This is a genomic window from Pseudomonas sp. MCal1, assembly GCF_026341415.1.
Classification (GTDB): Bacteria; Pseudomonadota; Gammaproteobacteria; order Pseudomonadales; family Pseudomonadaceae; genus Aquipseudomonas.
In genome coordinates this window covers 414,620-431,173 of the sequence record NZ_JAKUMP010000003.1, presented here as the reverse complement: position 1 = coordinate 431,173, position 16,554 = coordinate 414,620, and the positions used below count along the sequence as shown (strand labels likewise).

Genomic DNA, 16,554 nt, shown 5'->3' with positions numbered 1-16,554 from the left:
TCAAGCCTCCAGCGCGACGCTGCGCACGTCAGTCAAATGACCGGTGATGGCCGCCGCTGCGACCATTGCCGGGCTCATCAGGTGGGTGCGCGCACCGGCGCCCTGACGGCCTTCGAAGTTGCGATTGGTGCTCGACGCACAGCGATCACCCGGCGCGAGCACGTCATCGTTCATCGCCAGGCACATCGAGCAGCCTGATTGCCGCCATTCGAAACCGGCGTCGAGAAAGATCTGCGCCAGGCCCTCGTCCTCGGCCTGATTGCGCACCAGCGTCGAGCCGGGAACGATCATCGCCCGCACGTGGGCCGCCACACGCTTGCCGCGCACCACGCGGGCAACGTCACGCAAGTCTTCGATCCGCGCATTGGTGCAGGAGCCGATGAAGGCATGGCTGATCGTCACTTCGTTCAGCGGCATGCCGGGTTTCAGTCCCATGTAGTCGAGGGCGCGCTGCAGGCCCTGACGCAGGATCGGATCGGGCTGCGAGGCCGGGTCCGGCACGTGTCCGCTGACCGGTGAGGCCTGATCGGGGCTGGTGCCCCAGGTCACCATCGGCTCCAGCGCGGCGACGTCGAGGCTGACTTCACGATCAAACACCGCGCCATGATCGCTGTGCAGGGTTTTCCAGCGCTCGACGGCCTGTTCCCAGATCTTGCCCTTGGGCGCACGCGGCTTCAGTTGCAGATACGCGAACACCTTGTCATCGGGCGCCATGAATGCACCTCGGGCGCCGGCTTCGACGGCCATGTTGCAGATGGTCATGCGCGCCTCGACGCTGAGGGCGCTGATGGTCGGGCCGGTGAATTCGATGGCGTAACCGGTGGCGCCGGACGCGCCGATCTTTTCGATCAGCGCCATGATGATGTCCTTGGACGTGACGCCTTCGGCCAGCTCACCGTTGACCATCACCCGCAGGGTTTTCAGGCGTTTGTAAACCAGAGTCTGTGTCGCCAGCAGGTGCTCGATTTCCGAAGTACCGATACCAAAACCGAACGCGCCCAGTGCGCCGTAAGTGGTGGTGTGGCTGTCACCGGCCGCGACCACCATGCCCGGCAAAATGAAGCCTTGTTCCGGCGCCACCACGTGTTCGATGCCCTGGCGTTTGTCCAGTACATCGAACAGTTCGATGCCGAAGTCGCGGCAGTTTTCTTCGAAGTACGACACCTGCCGCGCGCCCCCGGCGTCAGGCATGGTCGCGATGCGTTTCGGTGCGGTGGGATTCACATGATCGACCACCGCCAGTGTCGCAGCAGGTCGCCAGACATCGCGCCCGGACTCGCGCAATCCGCTGAAGGCTTGCGGGCTGGTGTATTCGTTGGCGACCTGGCGGTCGATGTAAAGCAGCACGTGGCCCTGATCGTCGAGGGTGCAGACGGTGTGACTGTCGATGTGCTTCTGATACAGGGTTCTGGGGCTGGGCATGGCGTTGGCTCTTTTCTGTCAGTGCAAAAACAACGTACGGACAGAGTCATTGATCGCCGAAACGGCATCAAGAGCGCTTTGGTGAAGCCATAGACCACGAAATGTGAGCAATCAAAAGCGATGGGGCGCTACTCGGTAGCCTCGAACGCCTCGTGATATTTCACCACGCCCACCGGCAACTCCCCGCCAAACGCCAACGCCTGAAAGTACTCCGCCGGAATCCCCGGCAACTCCAGACCGGCATGGGCCTTGAAGCCAAAACGTCCGTAATAGCCCGGATCACCCAGTACCACGCAGCCAACGCCGCCAATACGCTGCAACTCCGCCAGCGAAGCTTTCATCAGCGCCGAACCGATGCCTTGCTGCTGGCGGGTCGGGCACACGGAGATTGGGCCCAGGCCATACCAGCCTTGAGTGCCGGAGGAAATCGTCACCGGTGAAATGGCCACATGGCCGACCACCGTGTCGTTCTCCACTGCCACCAGCGAAACGCTGAGCTGGCCGGCGTGGCGCAAGGCGTTGACGATGAATTGTTCGGTGTGGCTGGAGTGTTCTTCGTGCTGGAACGCGGCCTCGGTGATTCGGGCGATGGCGTCGATGTCTTCGGGGTGTTCGTTGCGGATTGTGATGTTTGTGTTCATGCGCTCTCGGGTATCGCGGTCGATCAGGGTTCGAAGGGTTTCGAACAGCGGATCGGCATTGGTGTATTGCTTGCCGTAGGCCAGGTTGAAGCCATAGTCGAAGTCTGGCGGATTCTTCCCTTGCGTGTGTTGTAAAAGTGTTTCCAGCTTGTCGAGGGCCTTCACGGCTTTGGCTTCGGGAGAACGGGCGTTTTCGTAGTCGTCCCAGAGCGCGAGGATTTCGTTTCTCAACGCGTCGTCCAGAGAGCGGGTGAGCAGCAGCAAGTCGTTGCGCTCCTGTTCGCCCTTGTCGGGAAAACCGGCTTGATCGACCGCCGGAATGTCACCGTTGATGGCTTCGCCGAGGTCGTGGATGACGCACATCTTCAGGACTTTCAGCACGTCGAGCCCGGCCAGGTCGTTGGCGAACACGATCGCCATCAGGCACAGGCGCCAGCTGTGTTCGGCGGTGCTTTCGCTGCGTCCGGAAGAAGTGTGGGCGCTTCTGAGGACGTCCTTGAGCCGTTCCGCTTCGCGCAGGAAGTCGAGGCGTCCCTTGATTTTTTCGAGGTTCATACGGTGGCCGGGATAAAGAGAGCAGGGCTCAAAGCCTAGGCCCGGCCTCGTTTATCGTCCACGCATAAAATATGCGGCGGATGGCCTACAGCGTTTCCACCAGCCGTGCGGCGGTGCCGTCGGAGAGGGCGATCCGCGTCCAGCGGCAGAGGCCCGGCTGGATCGGTACGAGGGCGGAGTCATTGCTGCCCGTCAGAAATTCCAGAGCCGGCGGCGCCTGGACTTCTCGCCAACCGGCGTCATCCAGCAAGGATTCCTTGTGCCGGATTTCCACTGTCGCAAAACGCCACAGCGACTGCCCCAGCAGATCGCTCAGCGGGCTGGCGAACTGTGCGGCGCGAGCCGGCGAACAGGCCAGCAGGCGATGGGTCAGGTCGCAGACGAGGTGAACCGGGCGCGCGTTGTCCGTGACCAGTCGCGCGAGGGCCTGATCGGCGGCGCTGTCGAGTCGCGCCGCGAGCAGCCTTTCGAGCTGAAGATGGGCGTCCGGGTCCATCGCCTGCACGCCGCTTTCCCAGCGAGAAATGGTCGACTGAGTGACCTTGAACAACTCGGCGGCATGGCCCTGCTTGACGCGGTGCAGCACGCGCCAGCGGCGTAGGGCGATGCCGGGCAGGCTGGGCTTCAACAAGATGTCGGGCATGGCGATGGATCGCAGAAGGAATGCGGGCCGACAGTCTGAAGACTGTCGGCCCGTGCTGCAAATCGATGCGATATCAGGTCATTCCGGCAGTTTGGCAATCACCTTGATCTCGAATTGAAACCCGTATAGCCACGTCACGCCGACCGCTGTGATGGTCGGATGCGGCGCTTCACCCCAGAACTCCGGCACCACTTCCCAGATGGTTTCAAACGTGGATTGCGGGTCGACCATGAACACCGTCACGTCGACCACGTCGTCGAAACTGCCGCCAGCCGCGCCCAGAATGGCGTTGAGGTTGGTGAAGGCCAGTCGCACCTGTTGCTTGAGATCAGGTTCCGGCGAACCGTCCTCAAGGCTGCCGACCTGGCCGGAAACGAACAGAAATCCGTTGGAACGAACCGCCGGCGAATAGCGATTGCGTTCGTACAGGGCATGGCGTCCAGGTGGGAAAACCACGTCGCGTTTTGGTTGGGCACGGGTCATGAGGTGTCTCCTTCAATGGGTTGAAAACCTGCGATGGAGAAACTTTAGGGGCTTGCGCTGACACGATAAACGCGCAACCTTGGCGTTCACTGTTTGCAAATCCCAAACAATCGAACCGCTATCAGAGGTGGGGTATGGACCGTTTTGATGCGATGCAAGCCTTCGCCCGTGTCGTGGAGGCGGGCAGTTTCACCAAGGCCGCCGAAACCCTGCACATGAGCAAGACCACCGTGACTCAGCTCGTCCAGCAACTGGAGGCGCGGCTGCGGGTCAAGTTGCTCAACCGCACTACGCGCAAGGTCAACGTTACCGCTGACGGTGCTATTTACTACGAGCGGGTTGTCAGATTGCTGGCGGACCTGGACGATGCTGAAACCGGTCTTAACCAGGCTTCTGTGGCGCCCCGCGGGCGGTTGCGGGTGGATGTGCCGAGCCCGCTGGCGCGCCTGATCCTGATACCGGCGTTGCCGGACTTTCACCGGCGTTATCCGGACATTCAGATCGACATGGGTGTCAGTGATCGCATCGTCGACATCATCGATGAAAACGTGGACTGCGTGGTGCGCGGCGGCGAGTTGCTGGATCAGTCGCTGATGGCCCGTCGGGTTGCCGATCTGCAACTGGGGGTATTTGCGGCGCCGAGCTATCTGGCGCGCGCCGGCACTCCTGCGCATCCGGCGGAGCTGGAAGACACGCAGCATCGGGTGGTGGGATTTCTCTGGGCGCGCACCGGCAAACCGGTGCCTTACGCCTTGCGCAACGCCAACGAGTCTCTCCTGATCAAGGGCCGGCATGTGCTGGCGGTCGATGATGGCAACGCCTATCTGGCGGCCGGCCTTGCCGGTCTGGGTGTGCTTTGGCTGCCTCGCTACATGTCGGCTGAACATGAGGCACGGGGTGAGCTGGTGGCGCTGTTCGAAGATTGGGATCTTGAGCCGATGCCGCTGTACGTCGCGTATCCGCCGAACCGGCATATCAGCCAAAAGCTGCGGGTATTTATCGATTGGATCGTGGAGTTGATGGCCGAGCATGCCAATGGCCCGGAACTTGCTCGCTGCGCTCCCGGACTGTCAAATAAATAGCGAATAACGGCAATCACAACAGTCGACAGTCTGGATGCACCGCTATTCACACATGGAGCGTCACCCGCAATGAACATGTACATCGATATTGTCGGCGCGTGCAATTTGAGCTGCCCTTCGTGTCCGATGGGGAACTCGGAAAACGTCAACTTCAAAAAAGCCATGCAAGTTGACATGTTCAGGAAGATTGTCGAGAAGGCTCGAGGCGAAGGAGTCGAGTCGATCTTTCTGTATAACTGGACCGAGCCGTTGATCCATCCGCGAATCGGTGAGTTTGTCGAAATCATCAACGCGGCCGGTTTGCGCAGCGGTATCAGTTCCAATTTGAATCTGGCAAAAAACATGGAGACGGCGATGCTCGCCAATCCATGGTTTTTCCGCATCTCGCTGTCCGGGTTTTATCAGCAGACGTACGAACAAGGGCATGTGGGCGGTGATATCGAAGTCGTCAAGGCCAATATGATCAAACTGCATGAACTCAAGCAGCAACATGGCTTGAACACGCGGATCGAGGTCTATTACCACCGCTACCTGGACAACATGGAAGAAGAAGGGCTGATGCGCGAATTCAGCCAGCGTCTGGGCTTCGAGTTCTCGACAGGTTATTCCGTGATGATGCCGCTGGAGAAAACGCTGGCGCTGATCGAGCGTGACCCGTCGGTAACCGACACCGATCGCGAAACCTTGCAGCGGCTCGCGCTGCCGCCCTACGACGATCTGGTCAATCTGGTCCGCCATTACCCGCAGCAGGCCTGCACGCTCAAGGATGACTGGCTGGTGCTCGACTGCAATGGCAACACCATCCTGTGTTGTTCCATTTTCAATCAGACCGAATATCAGGTCGGCAAATATCTCGACATGCCGCTGGCGCAATTGACCGAACGCAAGTCCACTCAGTCGAACTGCATCGACATGTGCAATCGCTGCGCGAACAACGGATTGCACATCTACTCGGCGCACTCCAATCGGGGGCCTCTGGAGAGTCACGCCGTCAACCGGATCATCGACTTCCAGCGGCACACGATCATGGGCGTGCCGGTCGACAGCCACAAACTTGGTCGCAATGGCGAAGTCAGTGCCGAGAACTTCGACGAAGCGCAATACCTGCATATGAACCAGGACGTCAAAAACGCGATTTCCACCGGGGCATTCACCAGCGGTTATCAGCACTACGTTCTGTTCGGTCGGCTGGAAGGCCGGCTCGGCGCAGGTCATTTCACGACGGTCTGAGCCTGCAGGTCGGGTTCTGCCAGTCGAGTTGACAGCCATTGACTGAAACTTCGCGCCATAGGGTCATTCTCGCTGTCGCGATGGGTCAGCATCGCCCAGTTCGGGCCGCGTATGGTGTCGTCCACCAAGGGCTGCAACAGCCCGTCGGCCCGGGCCTTACGGCTGAGCAACTGACTGACCAGCGCAATCCCCAGACCTGAGCAAGCCGCATCCAGCAACAGGCCCGGATCAGAGAAATTCAAACCCTGATCCTGCTGGCCGACATCGATTCCCGATTCCACCGCCCAATGGCTCCAGTCCATTTCCCGCTCGCCGTGCAGCGTTGTCCGCTGCGCGCCCGGTACGCCCAGCAGGCTCGGATGACACGCCGGATAGAGCCGATCAGCGTGCAGCACCTTGAAGCTGCATTCAGCCTGGGAACTGATGTCGTCGCGCACGGCGATGTCGATGGTTTGTGTCGCCATGTCCGGCACTTCGTCGGTGCTGAAGATCCATAGATCGACCTGCGGGTGCTGTTGTCGGAAATCCGCCAGACGCGGCAGCAACCAGTGCCGGGCAAACGCCGGCGTGGTGTTGAGCACCAGTTGATTGGGCTTCTGGTATTGCCCCAGCCGCCGAATGCCCACCGACAGTTGCTGCAACATCGCCTGAGTGGTGCTGAGCAGGTCGTGGCCGGCGTCGGTCAGGGCGACGCTGCGCCCGCGGCGGAAAAACAGCGGCTGCTCCAAGTACGCCTCAAGGCTGCGGATCTGCTGGCTGATGGCCGACTGCGTGAGGCTCAGTTCCTCGGCGGCCTTGTGAAAGCTGCCCAATCTTGCAGCGGCTTCGAAGCCGCGCAATGAACTGAGGGGTGGCCAGTGTTTCAGCATGATCGATAAGTTCCTCTAATCAGTTTTCCGCTAAATCCATCGTTTGTTTGCCCTTCAGGCCGCCATTAGCATGCACGTCAACGCCGCCAAGGCTGTTTTCATTGAACACAATGGCTTAACTCAGAGGGCTTTTTACCATGCAGCAGAACAAAAACAACAACAGCGGTTGGATGATGCCGGCAGAGTGGGTGACGCACGCCGCGACCTGGATGGTCTGGCCCCACAACAAGGCCCTGTGGGAGTCGGGCTGGCGCGTGACCCTGCCATTGGTGCAGGAAGATTTCGCCCGCGTTGCCAATGCTATCGCCCGGTTCGAACCGGTAAAAATGGTCGTCGATCCGTCGGCCATCGCCAGCGCTCAAGCCTTGTGCGGGCCGAACATCGAACTGATCCCGCTGGCGGTCAACGACAGCTGGTGCCGCGACTCCGGTCCGAGCTTCGTCATTCATCCTGAGCAAGGTCTGGCCGGGGTGAGCTGGCGCTTCAACGCCTGGGGTGGCAAGTCGGCCCACGAGCTGGACGAAAGTCTGGCCCGTCGCGTGCTCAATCACCTGGGCGGCGAGTGCTTCGGTACGGCGCTGAGCAACGAGGGCGGCGCGATCCACGTGGACGGCGAGGGTACCTTGATCACCACCGAATCGGTGCTGCTCAATCCCAACCGCAACCCCGGCGTGAGCAAGGCCGAGATGGAGGAAATCTTCAGCCGCCTGCTCGGTGTGAAGAAAACCATCTGGCTGCCGGGCGATCCGGATTACGTTACCGGCGACATGACCGATGGCCACGTCGATGGCGTCTGCGCCTTCGCCCGTCCCGGTGTGTTGCTGGTGGACGCGACTCACGATCGCAGCTCGGTGTACGCCGAAGTCGTGCGGGAAAACCGCCGTGCACTGGAACTGGCGACCGACGCTCAGGGCCGCCAATTCGAGTTGATCGAGCTGTACGAAGCCACCGACGCGGTGGATACCGAAGCCGAAGTGTTCTGCGCCTCGTACACCAATTTCTACATTGCCAACGGCGCGATCATCATGCCGGCGTACGGCATCGAGGCCGACCATGTCGCGGCAGAAACCCTGGCCAAGGCGTTCCCTGGCCGCGAAGTGGTGCCGGTGCAGATCAATCACCTGGCCCATGGCGGCGGCGGTGTGCACTGCATCACCCAACAGCAGCCTGCCTGGCCGGTGGAGGGGTGATCGATGACGATGCTCAAAGTCGCCACCACCCAGATGCCGTGCACCTGGGATCTTAAAAGCAACCTCGACCGCGCCGAGCAACTGGTGCGTGAAGCGGCGGCGCAGGGCGCGCAAGTGATCCTGTTGCAGGAGCTGTTCGCCACGCCGTATTTCTGCATCGAGCAGAGCCACCACCATATGGCGCTGGCCGAGGAGTACCGCGACAGTCAGGTGCTGTCGCGTTTCGCCGCGCTGGCCCGTGAACTGGGCGTGGTGCTGCCGCTGAGCTGGTACGAGAAGGCCGGCAATGCCTACTTCAATTCCCTGAGCGTGGCCGATGCCGACGGGCGCCTGTTGGGCGTGTACCGCAAGACCCACATCCCCAACGCCATCGGCTATCAGGAGAAGGAGTATTTCAGCCCCGGCGACACCGGTTTCAAAGTCTGGGACACCGCGTTCGGCCGCCTCGGCGTGGGCATCTGCTGGGATCAGTGGTTCCCGGAAACCGCCCGCAGCCTGGCGTTGATGGGCGCTGAAGTGCTGCTGTTTCCGACCGCCATCGGCTCGGAACCGGGCTGCGCGGATCTGGATTCGCGCGACCACTGGCAGATGACCATGCGTGGCCACGCCGCCGCAAACCTGTTGCCGGTGATCGCCTCCAACCGTGTTGGCCGCGAAGTGGCGGGTACCGATGCGGCGCTGCAAATGAATTTCTACGGCTCGTCGTTCATCTGCAACCACAAGGGAAAAATGCTCGCCGAAGCCGACCGCGCCAGCACCGGCGTGCTGGTGCAAAGCCTGGATCTGTCGGCCATGCGCGAAGAGCGTCTGAGCTGGGGTATCTATCGCGACCGGCGTCCGGAAATGTACGGCGCGTTGTTGAGCCAGGACGGCCGTCACCTTCACGCTCGCTGGAATCCTCAAGGAGTCTGATATGCACACCTCACACAAGTGGTTGCTGGGCGCTCTGGGTCTGGTGCTGGCCGGTTTGATGCCGGCCGTGCACGCCGAAGACAAGACATTGCGGCTGTACAACTGGGCGGATTATTTCGCCGAAGACACGCTGACAAAGTTCACCGCCGAAACCGGGATCAAGGTGATCTACGACGTGATGGACGGCAGCGAAACCCTGGAAGCCAAGATGCTCTCCGGTGGCAGCGGCTACGACCTGATCTTCCCCGGTGACACCGTGGCTGAACGCCTGATGCGCGCCGGCAGCCTGTTACCGCTGGATCCTTCGAAAGTCGCGGCGATCAACGACATCGAACCGGGCCTGCAAAAACTGCGCAGCCATTACGAGCATTCAAACAAGGTTACGGTGCCCTACACCTGGGGCACCATCGGCCTGACCTACAACGCCGAGCAGATCAAGCAGCGCATGGCCGATGCGCCGGTCAACAGCCTCGACATGCTGTTCAAACCGGAGTTGGCGGCCAGGTTCGCCGATTGCGGAATCTCGATGATCGACTCGCCGGACGAAGTGCTGGCCGTGGTGCTCAATTATCTGGGGCGCGATCCGCGCAGCGCCAAGCCGGCGGATCTGGCAGCGGCCAGTGACTTGCTGATGAAGCTAAGGCCGTACATTCGCAAGTTCCAGTCGCAACCGGTGACCGATCTGGTCAACGGCAACCTGTGCCTGTCCCTCGGCTACAGCGGCGACATGACCCAGGCCCTCCGCACCTCGGACAGCGCCGGCAAGCAGACCCGCTTCCAGTACCGCGTTCCCCGCGAGGGCACCACGGTATGGATGGACACCATGGCCATTCCGGTCGATGCCAGACATCCGGAATACGCTTACGCGTTCATCAACTTCGTGATGCGTCCGGAGAACATGGCTGCGATCAGCAATTTCACCGGTTACCCGACCTCCAACGCCAAGGCCCGGCCAAGCGTGGATGAGGCGATGCGCAACAACCCGGACATCTACCTCGACGATGCGACCTATGCTCGTCTGATACCGGGCAAGGATATTCCCCAGGCTGACATGCGCGCCCGCATGCGCACCTGGACCAAGTTCAAGACCGCCACTGCCAAGTGATTTTTCCGGGCCGCTTCGGTGGCCCCCTTACACATCAGGAACGTACACATGCCGACTCGTCGCGAGTTCATCAAACAGGTTTCAGTCGCCGCCGGCGTAGGCGCTGCCGTCATGGGCCTCGGCCTGTCACCGGCACGCGTGCTGGCGGCCAGCGAAGGTCGCTGGTTCATGCCCGACGAGGGCGACAAGCACGAACGCGCCTACATGGCCTTCGGCGCGCAGGACGCAATCTGGGAAGACTTCACCGAAGACGTCCAGGAAGCGCTGGGCCGGATCGCCCGTGCCATCGCTCGCTACGAACCGCTGACCATCTACTGCCGCAGCAGCGAACGCAGCCTGGCGGAAGAGATTTGCGGCACGTCCAACATCACTTACCAGATCGCCAACCTCGACGACATCTGGATGCGCGACATCAGCGCCAATTTTGTCATCGACGACAAGAACGGCCTGGGCGCAGTGGACTTCAACTTCAGCGGCTGGGGCAACAAGCAGCAGCACTCGAAGGACGCGAAGATCGCCAAACGTGTAGCGCAAGACGCGCAAGCAACCTACATTCGCAGCGAACTGGTGGGCGAGGGCGGCGGCATTGAAGTCGACGGCCACGGCACCGCGATCATGACCGAAAGCTGCTGGGTCAACGAAAACCGCAACCCCGGCTGGAGCAAGGCTGATGTCGAGGCGGAACTGAAAGCGCGCCTCGGTTTGCGCAAGATCATCTGGCTGCCGGGCATCAAGGGCAAGGACATCACCGATGCCCACGTCGATTTCTACGCGCGCTTCGTCACGCCCGGCGTGGTGATCGCCAACCTCGACACCGACCCGCGCTCCTACGACAACAAGGTCACCCTGGCGCACCTGGAAATCCTGAAGAAGGCCACCGACGCTGATGGCCGCCCGTTGCAGATCCACACCGTATCGCCACCGCTGAAACCGCGCAGCACCAAATTCAACAAGGACAACGACGACTTCGCGGCCGGTTACATCAACTACTTCGTGATCAACGGCGCGGTGATCGCCCCGGAGTTTGGCGACAAGGACGCCGACAAGAAAGCCTTCGACCTGCTGAAAAAACTCTACCCGAACCGCGACGTGTTGCAGATCAACATCGACGCCATCGCGGCCGGCGGAGGCGGCATTCACTGCGTGACCAGTCACCAGCCGGCGTGAGGCCGTTCCTCAGCGAAACCGTTGGGGAAGCGCTTCAGCAAAGGGATAGAAGTCAAACCAGGGTCTGGCTTCGTCGATCACCTGGCTGAAAGACGGGCGCTGTACCAGTCGCTCGAAATAGGCGCCGAGGCGAGGGCGGTCGGCGCCAAACGGCACCAGCGTACTGGCGTAGAACAGCGCCGGGCTGGCCGAGCAATCGGCCATGCTGTAGTCCGGGCTGGCGATCCATTGATGGGTCGCCAACTGGTTTTCCAGCATGTCGTAGGCGGTGTTCAGCAAGGTGCGCTGGCTGCTCAGGTCGGCGTTTCTGCTGTGGATGCGGTCGGCGACGATCTGCGACATCGGCGTCATCACGTAGTTGTCGAAGAAACGGTCCCAGAGTCGAACCTGCAGCGCGGTGTCCCAATCGTCGGGGATCAAGCGGCCTGCTCCGGCGTGATAGCGGTCCACGTATTCGATGATCACGCTCGACTCCGGCACGTTGCGCTGGCGGGCGCGGTCCTGCAGCACCGGGAACTTGACCAATGGCCACAGCGCCCGCAACTCGGCCCGCTCGGCTTCGCTGGACAGGTCGATCAGGCGTTTTTCGAAGGCGATGCCGTGTTCGTACAGGGCAATCAGGGCTTTGTGGCAGTAGGACGACAACGGATGGTAGTAGAGGGTCAAGTCCATGGTTCAACGCCTCGCGGAGATAGTGAAAAACACTACACAGGTATAGCCCGCCTGCGCACTGCCACACATTTGATTTCCACCAGCAGCCCCGGATGGGCCAGTTCGCTGACGCCGATGCAGGTCCAGGCGCAGAAGCCTTTGGGGAACACGCGGTTCTTCACTTCACGAAACACCGGCATGTGCAGGCCCATATCCACGTGATAAGTGGTCATCTCCACCACGTCTTCGAAGGTGCAACCGCCGGCCTTCAACACTTCATCGAGGTTTTCCCAGGCGCGAACGAATTGCTGCTCGGGGTCTTCGATGACTTTCAGATCTGCCGTGCGGCCTACCTGACCGGCGCAGTAAAGCGTATCGCCGACCAGCACCGCCGGGGCGTAACCGGCGCGTTCGACGATGGGTTTCATGGATTCGGGGATGATGATTTTGCGATCGGGCATGCTGTTCTCCTTCAGTGACAGATCTCAGCGACCATGGGCGGCCGCTGCCAACTGCTCGGTATCGACCCGAACAAACACCGAATCACCCACCGCCGTCAGCACATCCCCGGCGTAGACCTCGCAGATAACCCGGCTCTTGCGCCCGACTTCGCCTTCGACTTTTGCCTTCAATGTCAGCGGTACGCCCATGGGCGTCGGCTTGATGAATTTGATGCCAAGGTTGCCGGTGACGCAGTTGATGCGCGGCAGGCTTTCGGCTTCACGGCCTTCGGCGCGGTAGTGGTAAGCCATCGCGGTCCAGTTGGAATGGCAGTCCACCAGCATCGCGATCAAACCGCCGTAGACCAGCTCCGGCCAGCCGCAGTATTTGGCCTCGGGCACATGCTCGGCCATGACGTGCACGCCATCCTCGTGCCAGAAACTCTTGATGTGCAAGCCGTGCGGATTGCTGCTGCCGCAGCCGAAACAGACGCCGTCGGGGGCGGCGGTGTCTTGCAGGGAGGTGTCGAGGAGGGACATGCCGGGATCATCCTTAAACTGGTTAGCCGAACCCGGGGGATTCTAAACCTGAATCAAGAACAAGGCGTTGTCTCAAATGACGCCTTCTGCTGTTGGCGTCGATCCTCGCACGATGCTAATTGCGCTGCGCCAGGTTGCGTTGAAATTCTTCGAAGCTGCAAGGCAGGCTCGTGGCTTTGCGTTTTTTCGACTTGTCGTGCTCGTCTGGCAATTGATCGCTCAACTCCCAGACCTCAAGCATTTTCGCGTACTCGAAGGCGTGGCGCGGACTGCTCTGAATCCAGTGCTGGAACGCCTGGCGTTCGTCAGGTGTGCAGGTTTCGTCTTGCAGACGCAGGCACCAGTGCGCTGCCTGATTGAGGATTTCATCGTCGGCGTCTTGAGGGCTTTGGAGGTTCATTGACTGCTTCCAGGATGGCCGGAGAGGGCACTTTAACCTGCCTCTTGCAAAAAAAACGTCAAAGTTCGACAGGGATTTAGCCTGCCTGACGGACAGAACGCGCGCCCACCGGACAGATCGCGCCGCCATTTACGCTTTTCGAGGTTTTGCCATATTCAGTCACATTTCGTTATAGATAGTGGGCAGCCCAACCGGTTTCCAATGAGGCTGCATCGTGTTTCCACGTCTTCTGTGTTCGCTGTCCGTGTTGAGTCTGTCCATTGCCGCCGCCCACGCGGCCACCCTTGATACCCCGCGCCTGCAGGGCATCGACAACTTCCGCGATGTCGCCGGTATCACCACGGCCTACTCCACGACCCATGACGGCACGATGCGCGCCGGTGTGTTCTACCGCTCCAACGCGCTGACGCCGACGGCCTCGGATCTGACAGCCCTCAACGGTCTGGGGATCAAGGCCGTTTTTGACTTGCGCACACCCAGCGAAATCGCGGCCACGCCGGACACCATGATCAGCGGCGCGACTTACCAGAACATCGACATCATCGGCGCCACCACCTCGGGCGCGAACATCACCACGGTCTCGTTCAAGAGCGCAGCCGATGCGATCGCGATGATGCAGGAGACCAACCGCGCCTTTGTCAGCGACGCCGGCATGCGCGGTCAGTTGGGCGTGCTGTTCAATGAACTGGCGGGCGTCGACGGTGCCGCGCTGTTCCATTGCACCGCCGGCAAGGACCGCACCGGCTGGACGGCCGCCGTGTTGCAAAGCATCGCCGGGGTGGACAACACGACGATCATGAGCAACTACCTGGCGACCAACGACTACACCGCCGCCCGCGTGGCCAAGACCCTGGCGATGATGCCGCCGAGCATGGCCGCGATCTACGCGCCGCTGCTGGGCGTGGAAGCCAGTTATCTGCAAGCGGGCCTGGATCAGGTGACCGCGCAATACGGCAGCATGGACAACTACCTCAAGCAGGGCCTGGGTCTGTCCCAGGAAACCATTTACGTGCTGCGCGGCAAAATGGTCGAGTACAACAGCCTGCCGGGTCAGGCCGGCCTGATCGGCAACGCCGCTGCCGGCGCGCAACTGTTGCAGGAGTTGCAGAACAGCAAACTGTCGGGCACCTACAGCGCCTACAACTATTACCTGCAATCGGCTATCGACGCAGGCACGCTTGGCGGTGTCGAGTCCACGGTCGGCGGTCAGGTACACGCCGATGCGGCGAGTTACCTGTTGCGTCAGAACGCGATGATCGAGCAGGCCGCCGCGCCATTCGCCAGCGGTACCGACCTCAAGACCGGCCAATACCGTTTGTGGAGCACCGCGCTCGCCGGTTACCTGGGCACCGACGGCTCGGCCCATGCGCAAAGCAGCAACGAACACAGTCAGGGCCTGATGGTTGGCGTTACTCAGCGCTTCTCCGAACAGCTCAGCGCGCGCGGCGGGATCGGTTACAGCAAAGGTTCGGTGGGGGGCGCAGGTGGCGAGGCCGATACCGATTTCACTTTCCTCGACATCGGTGCGCGTTATGGCTTCACCAGCCTTGAGCGTGGCCTGTTTGCCGATGCCAACCTCAGCGCCGGTTACGTCGATTACGACAGCAAACGCGACCTCGGCGGCGGTCTTGGCTCGGCGAAGGGCGACACTCACGGCAACCTCAGCGGCGCCACGCTGGCGCTGGGTTATCGCCTGCCGATGAACGATGTGGTTCTGGAGCCGAGCCTCGGCGTGCGGGTCAGCCGTCTGGACCTGTCGGGCTTCCAGGAAAAGGGCAGCGAACTGGCCCTCGACGTCGACAGTCTCCAGCAAACCCGCCGCAGCGCAATGGCCAATCTCGACGTCTCGTTCGCCCCGATGCCCATGGGCGCGTGGCAACTGGTGCCGGGTGTGCGGGTCGGTTACGAGCGTGTGCTGGGCGATTATCAGGTCGACAGCGAAGGCCATTTGTTGGGGCTGGATATCGAACAGCGCGCGGCGTTCGAAAACCGCGATCAGTTCAGCGGCGGCGTCAACCTGATGGCCAACCTCGGAGCCCTGAGCCTGGGTGCCGAAATCGGCGCCAGTGGTGGAGGCGACAGCCACGGTTTCAGCGGCGGGCTCAAGGCCAGCTATCAGTTCTGATCAACCACAGGTGAAGAAAAGGACTGCCTCAGCGCAGTCCTTTTCGCATTTCTGCGGGGCTCACACCGTAGGCATCCTGAAAGTACTGGCAGAACCGGCCGACGTTGCTGAATCCGTATTGCAGGGCCACGTCGGTTACGGATGACGATTGGTCTTGCTTCAACATTTCGCAGGCACGCTCCAGCCTGACCTGGCGTTGGTAAGCGACAATCGAGGTGCCGACAAAGCGCCGGAAACCTTCCTGCAAGGCCCGCAGGCTGACGTTCACCAGCCCCGCCAGATCCGTCCCGCTGACCAGTTGTTCGGGATGCGCCTGAATGTACTCGATGGCCTGTTTAACATGCCGAGGGGCAATCTGCGCCTCGGGTCGGCGCAAAGCCTCACTGAAATTGTGCGGCCAGGCTTCCAGCACGGCGTCCACCAGCATTTCCCGCAGGCGCGACGGCATCAGCGAACCGGCGTTCAACAACAGGTCGAATTCAGTGCCGGTGGCCAGGTCGATCAATGCGCGAATGCCCTGAAACGCCGGGCTGTTCAGATCCACCCTCGGCTCGAAATGCAGCTTGTGCACGATCGGTCGTCCCAACAGCGACGACAGCCGTTCAGTGAGCGCCGCACGGCTGATCGACATGCCGTGCTGGGCATGATTGTCGACGAAGCGCATCGAGCGCAGATCCGCCTTGTCGATGGCCAGCCCGATGTGCGGCAGGCCCAGGGATTCGGCGGAGTCGTTGAAGATGATCCGGCCGGCGGTGGGAATCACGAAGGTGATTTCGTCGTAGGGCTCGGGGAACGCCACCGTGAAATCGCCCCGGTAATGCATGCGCCGGAAACTGACCCCGTCGTGCCGGCCGTACACGCCGCCGATGATGATGTCCTTGGGCGGCGGCGGTGTGTCGCCGTAACGATTGCCGAACATACGGGAGAACAACGCGCCGAAGTCGTCGCAGGACATATCGGCGGATCTGAGGATGATGGTCTGGCGCGTCGGGCTTGAGGACACCGGGAAGGTCACCTTGGCAGTCGGAGCAAAGAGGCGCGAGGACGTTAGCAACCAACAATGACGCCGATGTGACAACGCTCGATGCTGTGCGTGGCG

At 61.2% G+C, this 16,554-nt stretch carries 17 protein-coding genes and 1 pseudogene; 7 read left to right on the top strand and 11 right to left on the bottom strand.

The window, feature by feature from the left end:
- From leuC to MKZ87_RS07965, 5 genes and pseudogenes are all read right to left on the bottom strand, one after another.
- Positions 1-1,422, bottom strand: a complete 1,422-nt coding sequence (gene leuC / locus MKZ87_RS07985) for a 3-isopropylmalate dehydratase large subunit (protein WP_234204950.1) — start codon at positions 1,420-1,422, stop codon at positions 1-3.
- Positions 1,423-1,550: 128 nt separating this feature from the next.
- Positions 1,551-2,063, bottom strand: a complete 513-nt coding sequence (locus MKZ87_RS07980) for a GNAT family N-acetyltransferase (RefSeq protein ID WP_256574772.1) — start codon at positions 2,061-2,063, stop codon at positions 1,551-1,553.
- Positions 2,061-2,618 (bottom strand): annotated as a pseudogene (locus tag MKZ87_RS07975) (HD domain-containing protein); the annotation flags it as partial. The gene MKZ87_RS07980 and the pseudogene MKZ87_RS07975, both read right to left, overlap by 3 nt.
- 85 nt (positions 2,619-2,703) lie before the next feature.
- The gene (locus MKZ87_RS07970) at positions 2,704-3,261 is read right to left on the bottom strand and encodes a helix-turn-helix domain-containing protein (RefSeq protein WP_266200571.1); all 558 of its coding nucleotides are present in this window, start codon (positions 3,259-3,261) and stop codon (positions 2,704-2,706) included.
- A gap of 78 nt (positions 3,262-3,339) precedes the next feature.
- Complete coding sequence (locus MKZ87_RS07965; RefSeq protein WP_085700324.1) at positions 3,340-3,744, bottom strand: RidA family protein; 405 nt, start codon at positions 3,742-3,744, stop codon at positions 3,340-3,342.
- Between the two features lie 134 nt (positions 3,745-3,878).
- On the opposite strand from MKZ87_RS07965, the gene MKZ87_RS07960 reads away from it, so the two are divergent.
- Entirely contained in the window at positions 3,879-4,826 is a 948-nt protein-coding gene (locus MKZ87_RS07960) for a LysR family transcriptional regulator (protein WP_266200570.1), read from the top strand.
- 174 nt (positions 4,827-5,000) lie between these two features.
- Complete coding sequence (locus MKZ87_RS07955; RefSeq protein WP_256579470.1) at positions 5,001-6,056, top strand: radical SAM protein; 1,056 nt, start codon at positions 5,001-5,003, stop codon at positions 6,054-6,056.
- Here MKZ87_RS07955 and MKZ87_RS07950 read toward each other — a convergent pair.
- Complete coding sequence (locus MKZ87_RS07950; RefSeq protein WP_085700321.1) at positions 6,038-6,925, bottom strand: LysR substrate-binding domain-containing protein; 888 nt, start codon at positions 6,923-6,925, stop codon at positions 6,038-6,040. The two genes, MKZ87_RS07955 and MKZ87_RS07950, sit on opposite strands and share 19 nt — an antisense overlap.
- 137 nt (positions 6,926-7,062) lie before the next feature.
- Here MKZ87_RS07950 and MKZ87_RS07945 point away from each other — a divergent pair, with 137 nt between their 5' ends.
- The 4 genes from MKZ87_RS07945 to MKZ87_RS07930 are packed head-to-tail and all read left to right on the top strand — an operon-like array spanning position 7,063 to position 11,299.
- Positions 7,063-8,115, top strand: coding sequence for an agmatine deiminase family protein (locus MKZ87_RS07945; protein WP_234204955.1), 1,053 nt, complete (start codon positions 7,063-7,065; stop codon positions 8,113-8,115).
- Positions 8,116-8,118: 3 nt separating this feature from the next.
- The gene (aguB, locus tag MKZ87_RS07940) at positions 8,119-9,027 is read left to right on the top strand and encodes an N-carbamoylputrescine amidase (protein ID WP_266200569.1); all 909 of its coding nucleotides are present in this window, start codon (positions 8,119-8,121) and stop codon (positions 9,025-9,027) included.
- 1 nt (position 9,028) lies between these two features.
- Positions 9,029-10,132 carry an extracellular solute-binding protein gene (locus MKZ87_RS07935; protein ID WP_266200568.1) on the top strand — a complete coding sequence of 368 codons (1,104 nt, stop codon included), beginning with the start codon at positions 9,029-9,031 and terminating at the stop codon, positions 10,130-10,132.
- 48 nt (positions 10,133-10,180) lie between these two features.
- Complete coding sequence (locus tag MKZ87_RS07930; RefSeq protein ID WP_266200567.1) at positions 10,181-11,299, top strand: agmatine deiminase family protein; 1,119 nt, start codon at positions 10,181-10,183, stop codon at positions 11,297-11,299.
- 9 nt (positions 11,300-11,308) lie between these two features.
- Here the strand turns inward: MKZ87_RS07930 and MKZ87_RS07925 are convergent, their stop codons facing one another.
- The 4 genes from MKZ87_RS07925 to MKZ87_RS07910 form a co-directional block, all read right to left on the bottom strand.
- Positions 11,309-11,971: a glutathione S-transferase family protein gene (locus MKZ87_RS07925; protein ID WP_085700316.1), complete on the bottom strand. Its 663-nt coding sequence runs from the start codon at positions 11,969-11,971 to the stop codon at positions 11,309-11,311.
- A 32-nt stretch (positions 11,972-12,003) separates the two neighbouring features.
- Complete coding sequence (locus tag MKZ87_RS07920; RefSeq protein ID WP_227235348.1) at positions 12,004-12,411, bottom strand: RidA family protein; 408 nt, start codon at positions 12,409-12,411, stop codon at positions 12,004-12,006.
- A 24-nt stretch (positions 12,412-12,435) separates the two neighbouring features.
- Positions 12,436-12,930: a PaaI family thioesterase gene (locus MKZ87_RS07915; protein WP_266200566.1), complete on the bottom strand. Its 495-nt coding sequence runs from the start codon at positions 12,928-12,930 to the stop codon at positions 12,436-12,438.
- Between the two features lie 115 nt (positions 12,931-13,045).
- The gene (locus MKZ87_RS07910; RefSeq protein WP_085700313.1) at positions 13,046-13,330 is read right to left on the bottom strand and encodes a FecR/PupR family sigma factor regulator; all 285 of its coding nucleotides are present in this window, start codon (positions 13,328-13,330) and stop codon (positions 13,046-13,048) included.
- Positions 13,331-13,544: 214 nt separating this feature from the next.
- Here MKZ87_RS07910 and MKZ87_RS07905 point away from each other — a divergent pair, with 214 nt between their 5' ends.
- Positions 13,545-15,455 carry a tyrosine-protein phosphatase gene (locus MKZ87_RS07905; RefSeq protein ID WP_266200565.1) on the top strand — a complete coding sequence of 637 codons (1,911 nt, stop codon included), beginning with the start codon at positions 13,545-13,547 and terminating at the stop codon, positions 15,453-15,455.
- Between the two features lie 28 nt (positions 15,456-15,483).
- Here MKZ87_RS07905 and MKZ87_RS07900 read toward each other — a convergent pair whose 3' ends face one another.
- The gene (locus MKZ87_RS07900) at positions 15,484-16,410 is read right to left on the bottom strand and encodes a helix-turn-helix transcriptional regulator (RefSeq protein ID WP_234206596.1); all 927 of its coding nucleotides are present in this window, start codon (positions 16,408-16,410) and stop codon (positions 15,484-15,486) included.
- Between the last annotated feature and the right edge of the window lie 144 nt (positions 16,411-16,554).

Bases quoted from the DNA above. Each gene is read 5' to 3' on its own strand.
- leuC (WP_234204950.1), bottom strand. From the start codon at position 1,422: ATGCCCAGCCCCAGAACCCTGTATCAGAAGCACATCGACAGTCACACC.
- MKZ87_RS07980 (WP_256574772.1), bottom strand. From the start codon at position 2,063: ATGAACACAAACATCACAATCCGCAACGAACACCCCGAAGACATCGAC.
- MKZ87_RS07970 (WP_266200571.1), bottom strand. From the start codon at position 3,261: ATGCCCGACATCTTGTTGAAGCCCAGCCTGCCCGGCATCGCCCTACGC.
- MKZ87_RS07965 (WP_085700324.1), bottom strand. From the start codon at position 3,744: ATGACCCGTGCCCAACCAAAACGCGACGTGGTTTTCCCACCTGGACGC.
- MKZ87_RS07960 (WP_266200570.1), top strand. From the start codon at position 3,879: ATGGACCGTTTTGATGCGATGCAAGCCTTCGCCCGTGTCGTGGAGGCG.
- MKZ87_RS07955 (WP_256579470.1), top strand. From the start codon at position 5,001: ATGTTCAGGAAGATTGTCGAGAAGGCTCGAGGCGAAGGAGTCGAGTCG.
- MKZ87_RS07950 (WP_085700321.1), bottom strand. From the start codon at position 6,925: ATGCTGAAACACTGGCCACCCCTCAGTTCATTGCGCGGCTTCGAAGCC.
- MKZ87_RS07945 (WP_234204955.1), top strand. From the start codon at position 7,063: ATGCAGCAGAACAAAAACAACAACAGCGGTTGGATGATGCCGGCAGAG.
- aguB (WP_266200569.1), top strand. From the start codon at position 8,119: ATGACGATGCTCAAAGTCGCCACCACCCAGATGCCGTGCACCTGGGAT.
- MKZ87_RS07935 (WP_266200568.1), top strand. From the start codon at position 9,029: ATGCACACCTCACACAAGTGGTTGCTGGGCGCTCTGGGTCTGGTGCTG.
- MKZ87_RS07930 (WP_266200567.1), top strand. From the start codon at position 10,181: ATGCCGACTCGTCGCGAGTTCATCAAACAGGTTTCAGTCGCCGCCGGC.
- MKZ87_RS07925 (WP_085700316.1), bottom strand. From the start codon at position 11,971: ATGGACTTGACCCTCTACTACCATCCGTTGTCGTCCTACTGCCACAAA.
- MKZ87_RS07920 (WP_227235348.1), bottom strand. From the start codon at position 12,411: ATGCCCGATCGCAAAATCATCATCCCCGAATCCATGAAACCCATCGTC.
- MKZ87_RS07915 (WP_266200566.1), bottom strand. From the start codon at position 12,930: ATGTCCCTCCTCGACACCTCCCTGCAAGACACCGCCGCCCCCGACGGC.
- MKZ87_RS07910 (WP_085700313.1), bottom strand. From the start codon at position 13,330: ATGAACCTCCAAAGCCCTCAAGACGCCGACGATGAAATCCTCAATCAG.
- MKZ87_RS07900 (WP_234206596.1), bottom strand. From the start codon at position 16,410: ATGTCCTGCGACGACTTCGGCGCGTTGTTCTCCCGTATGTTCGGCAAT.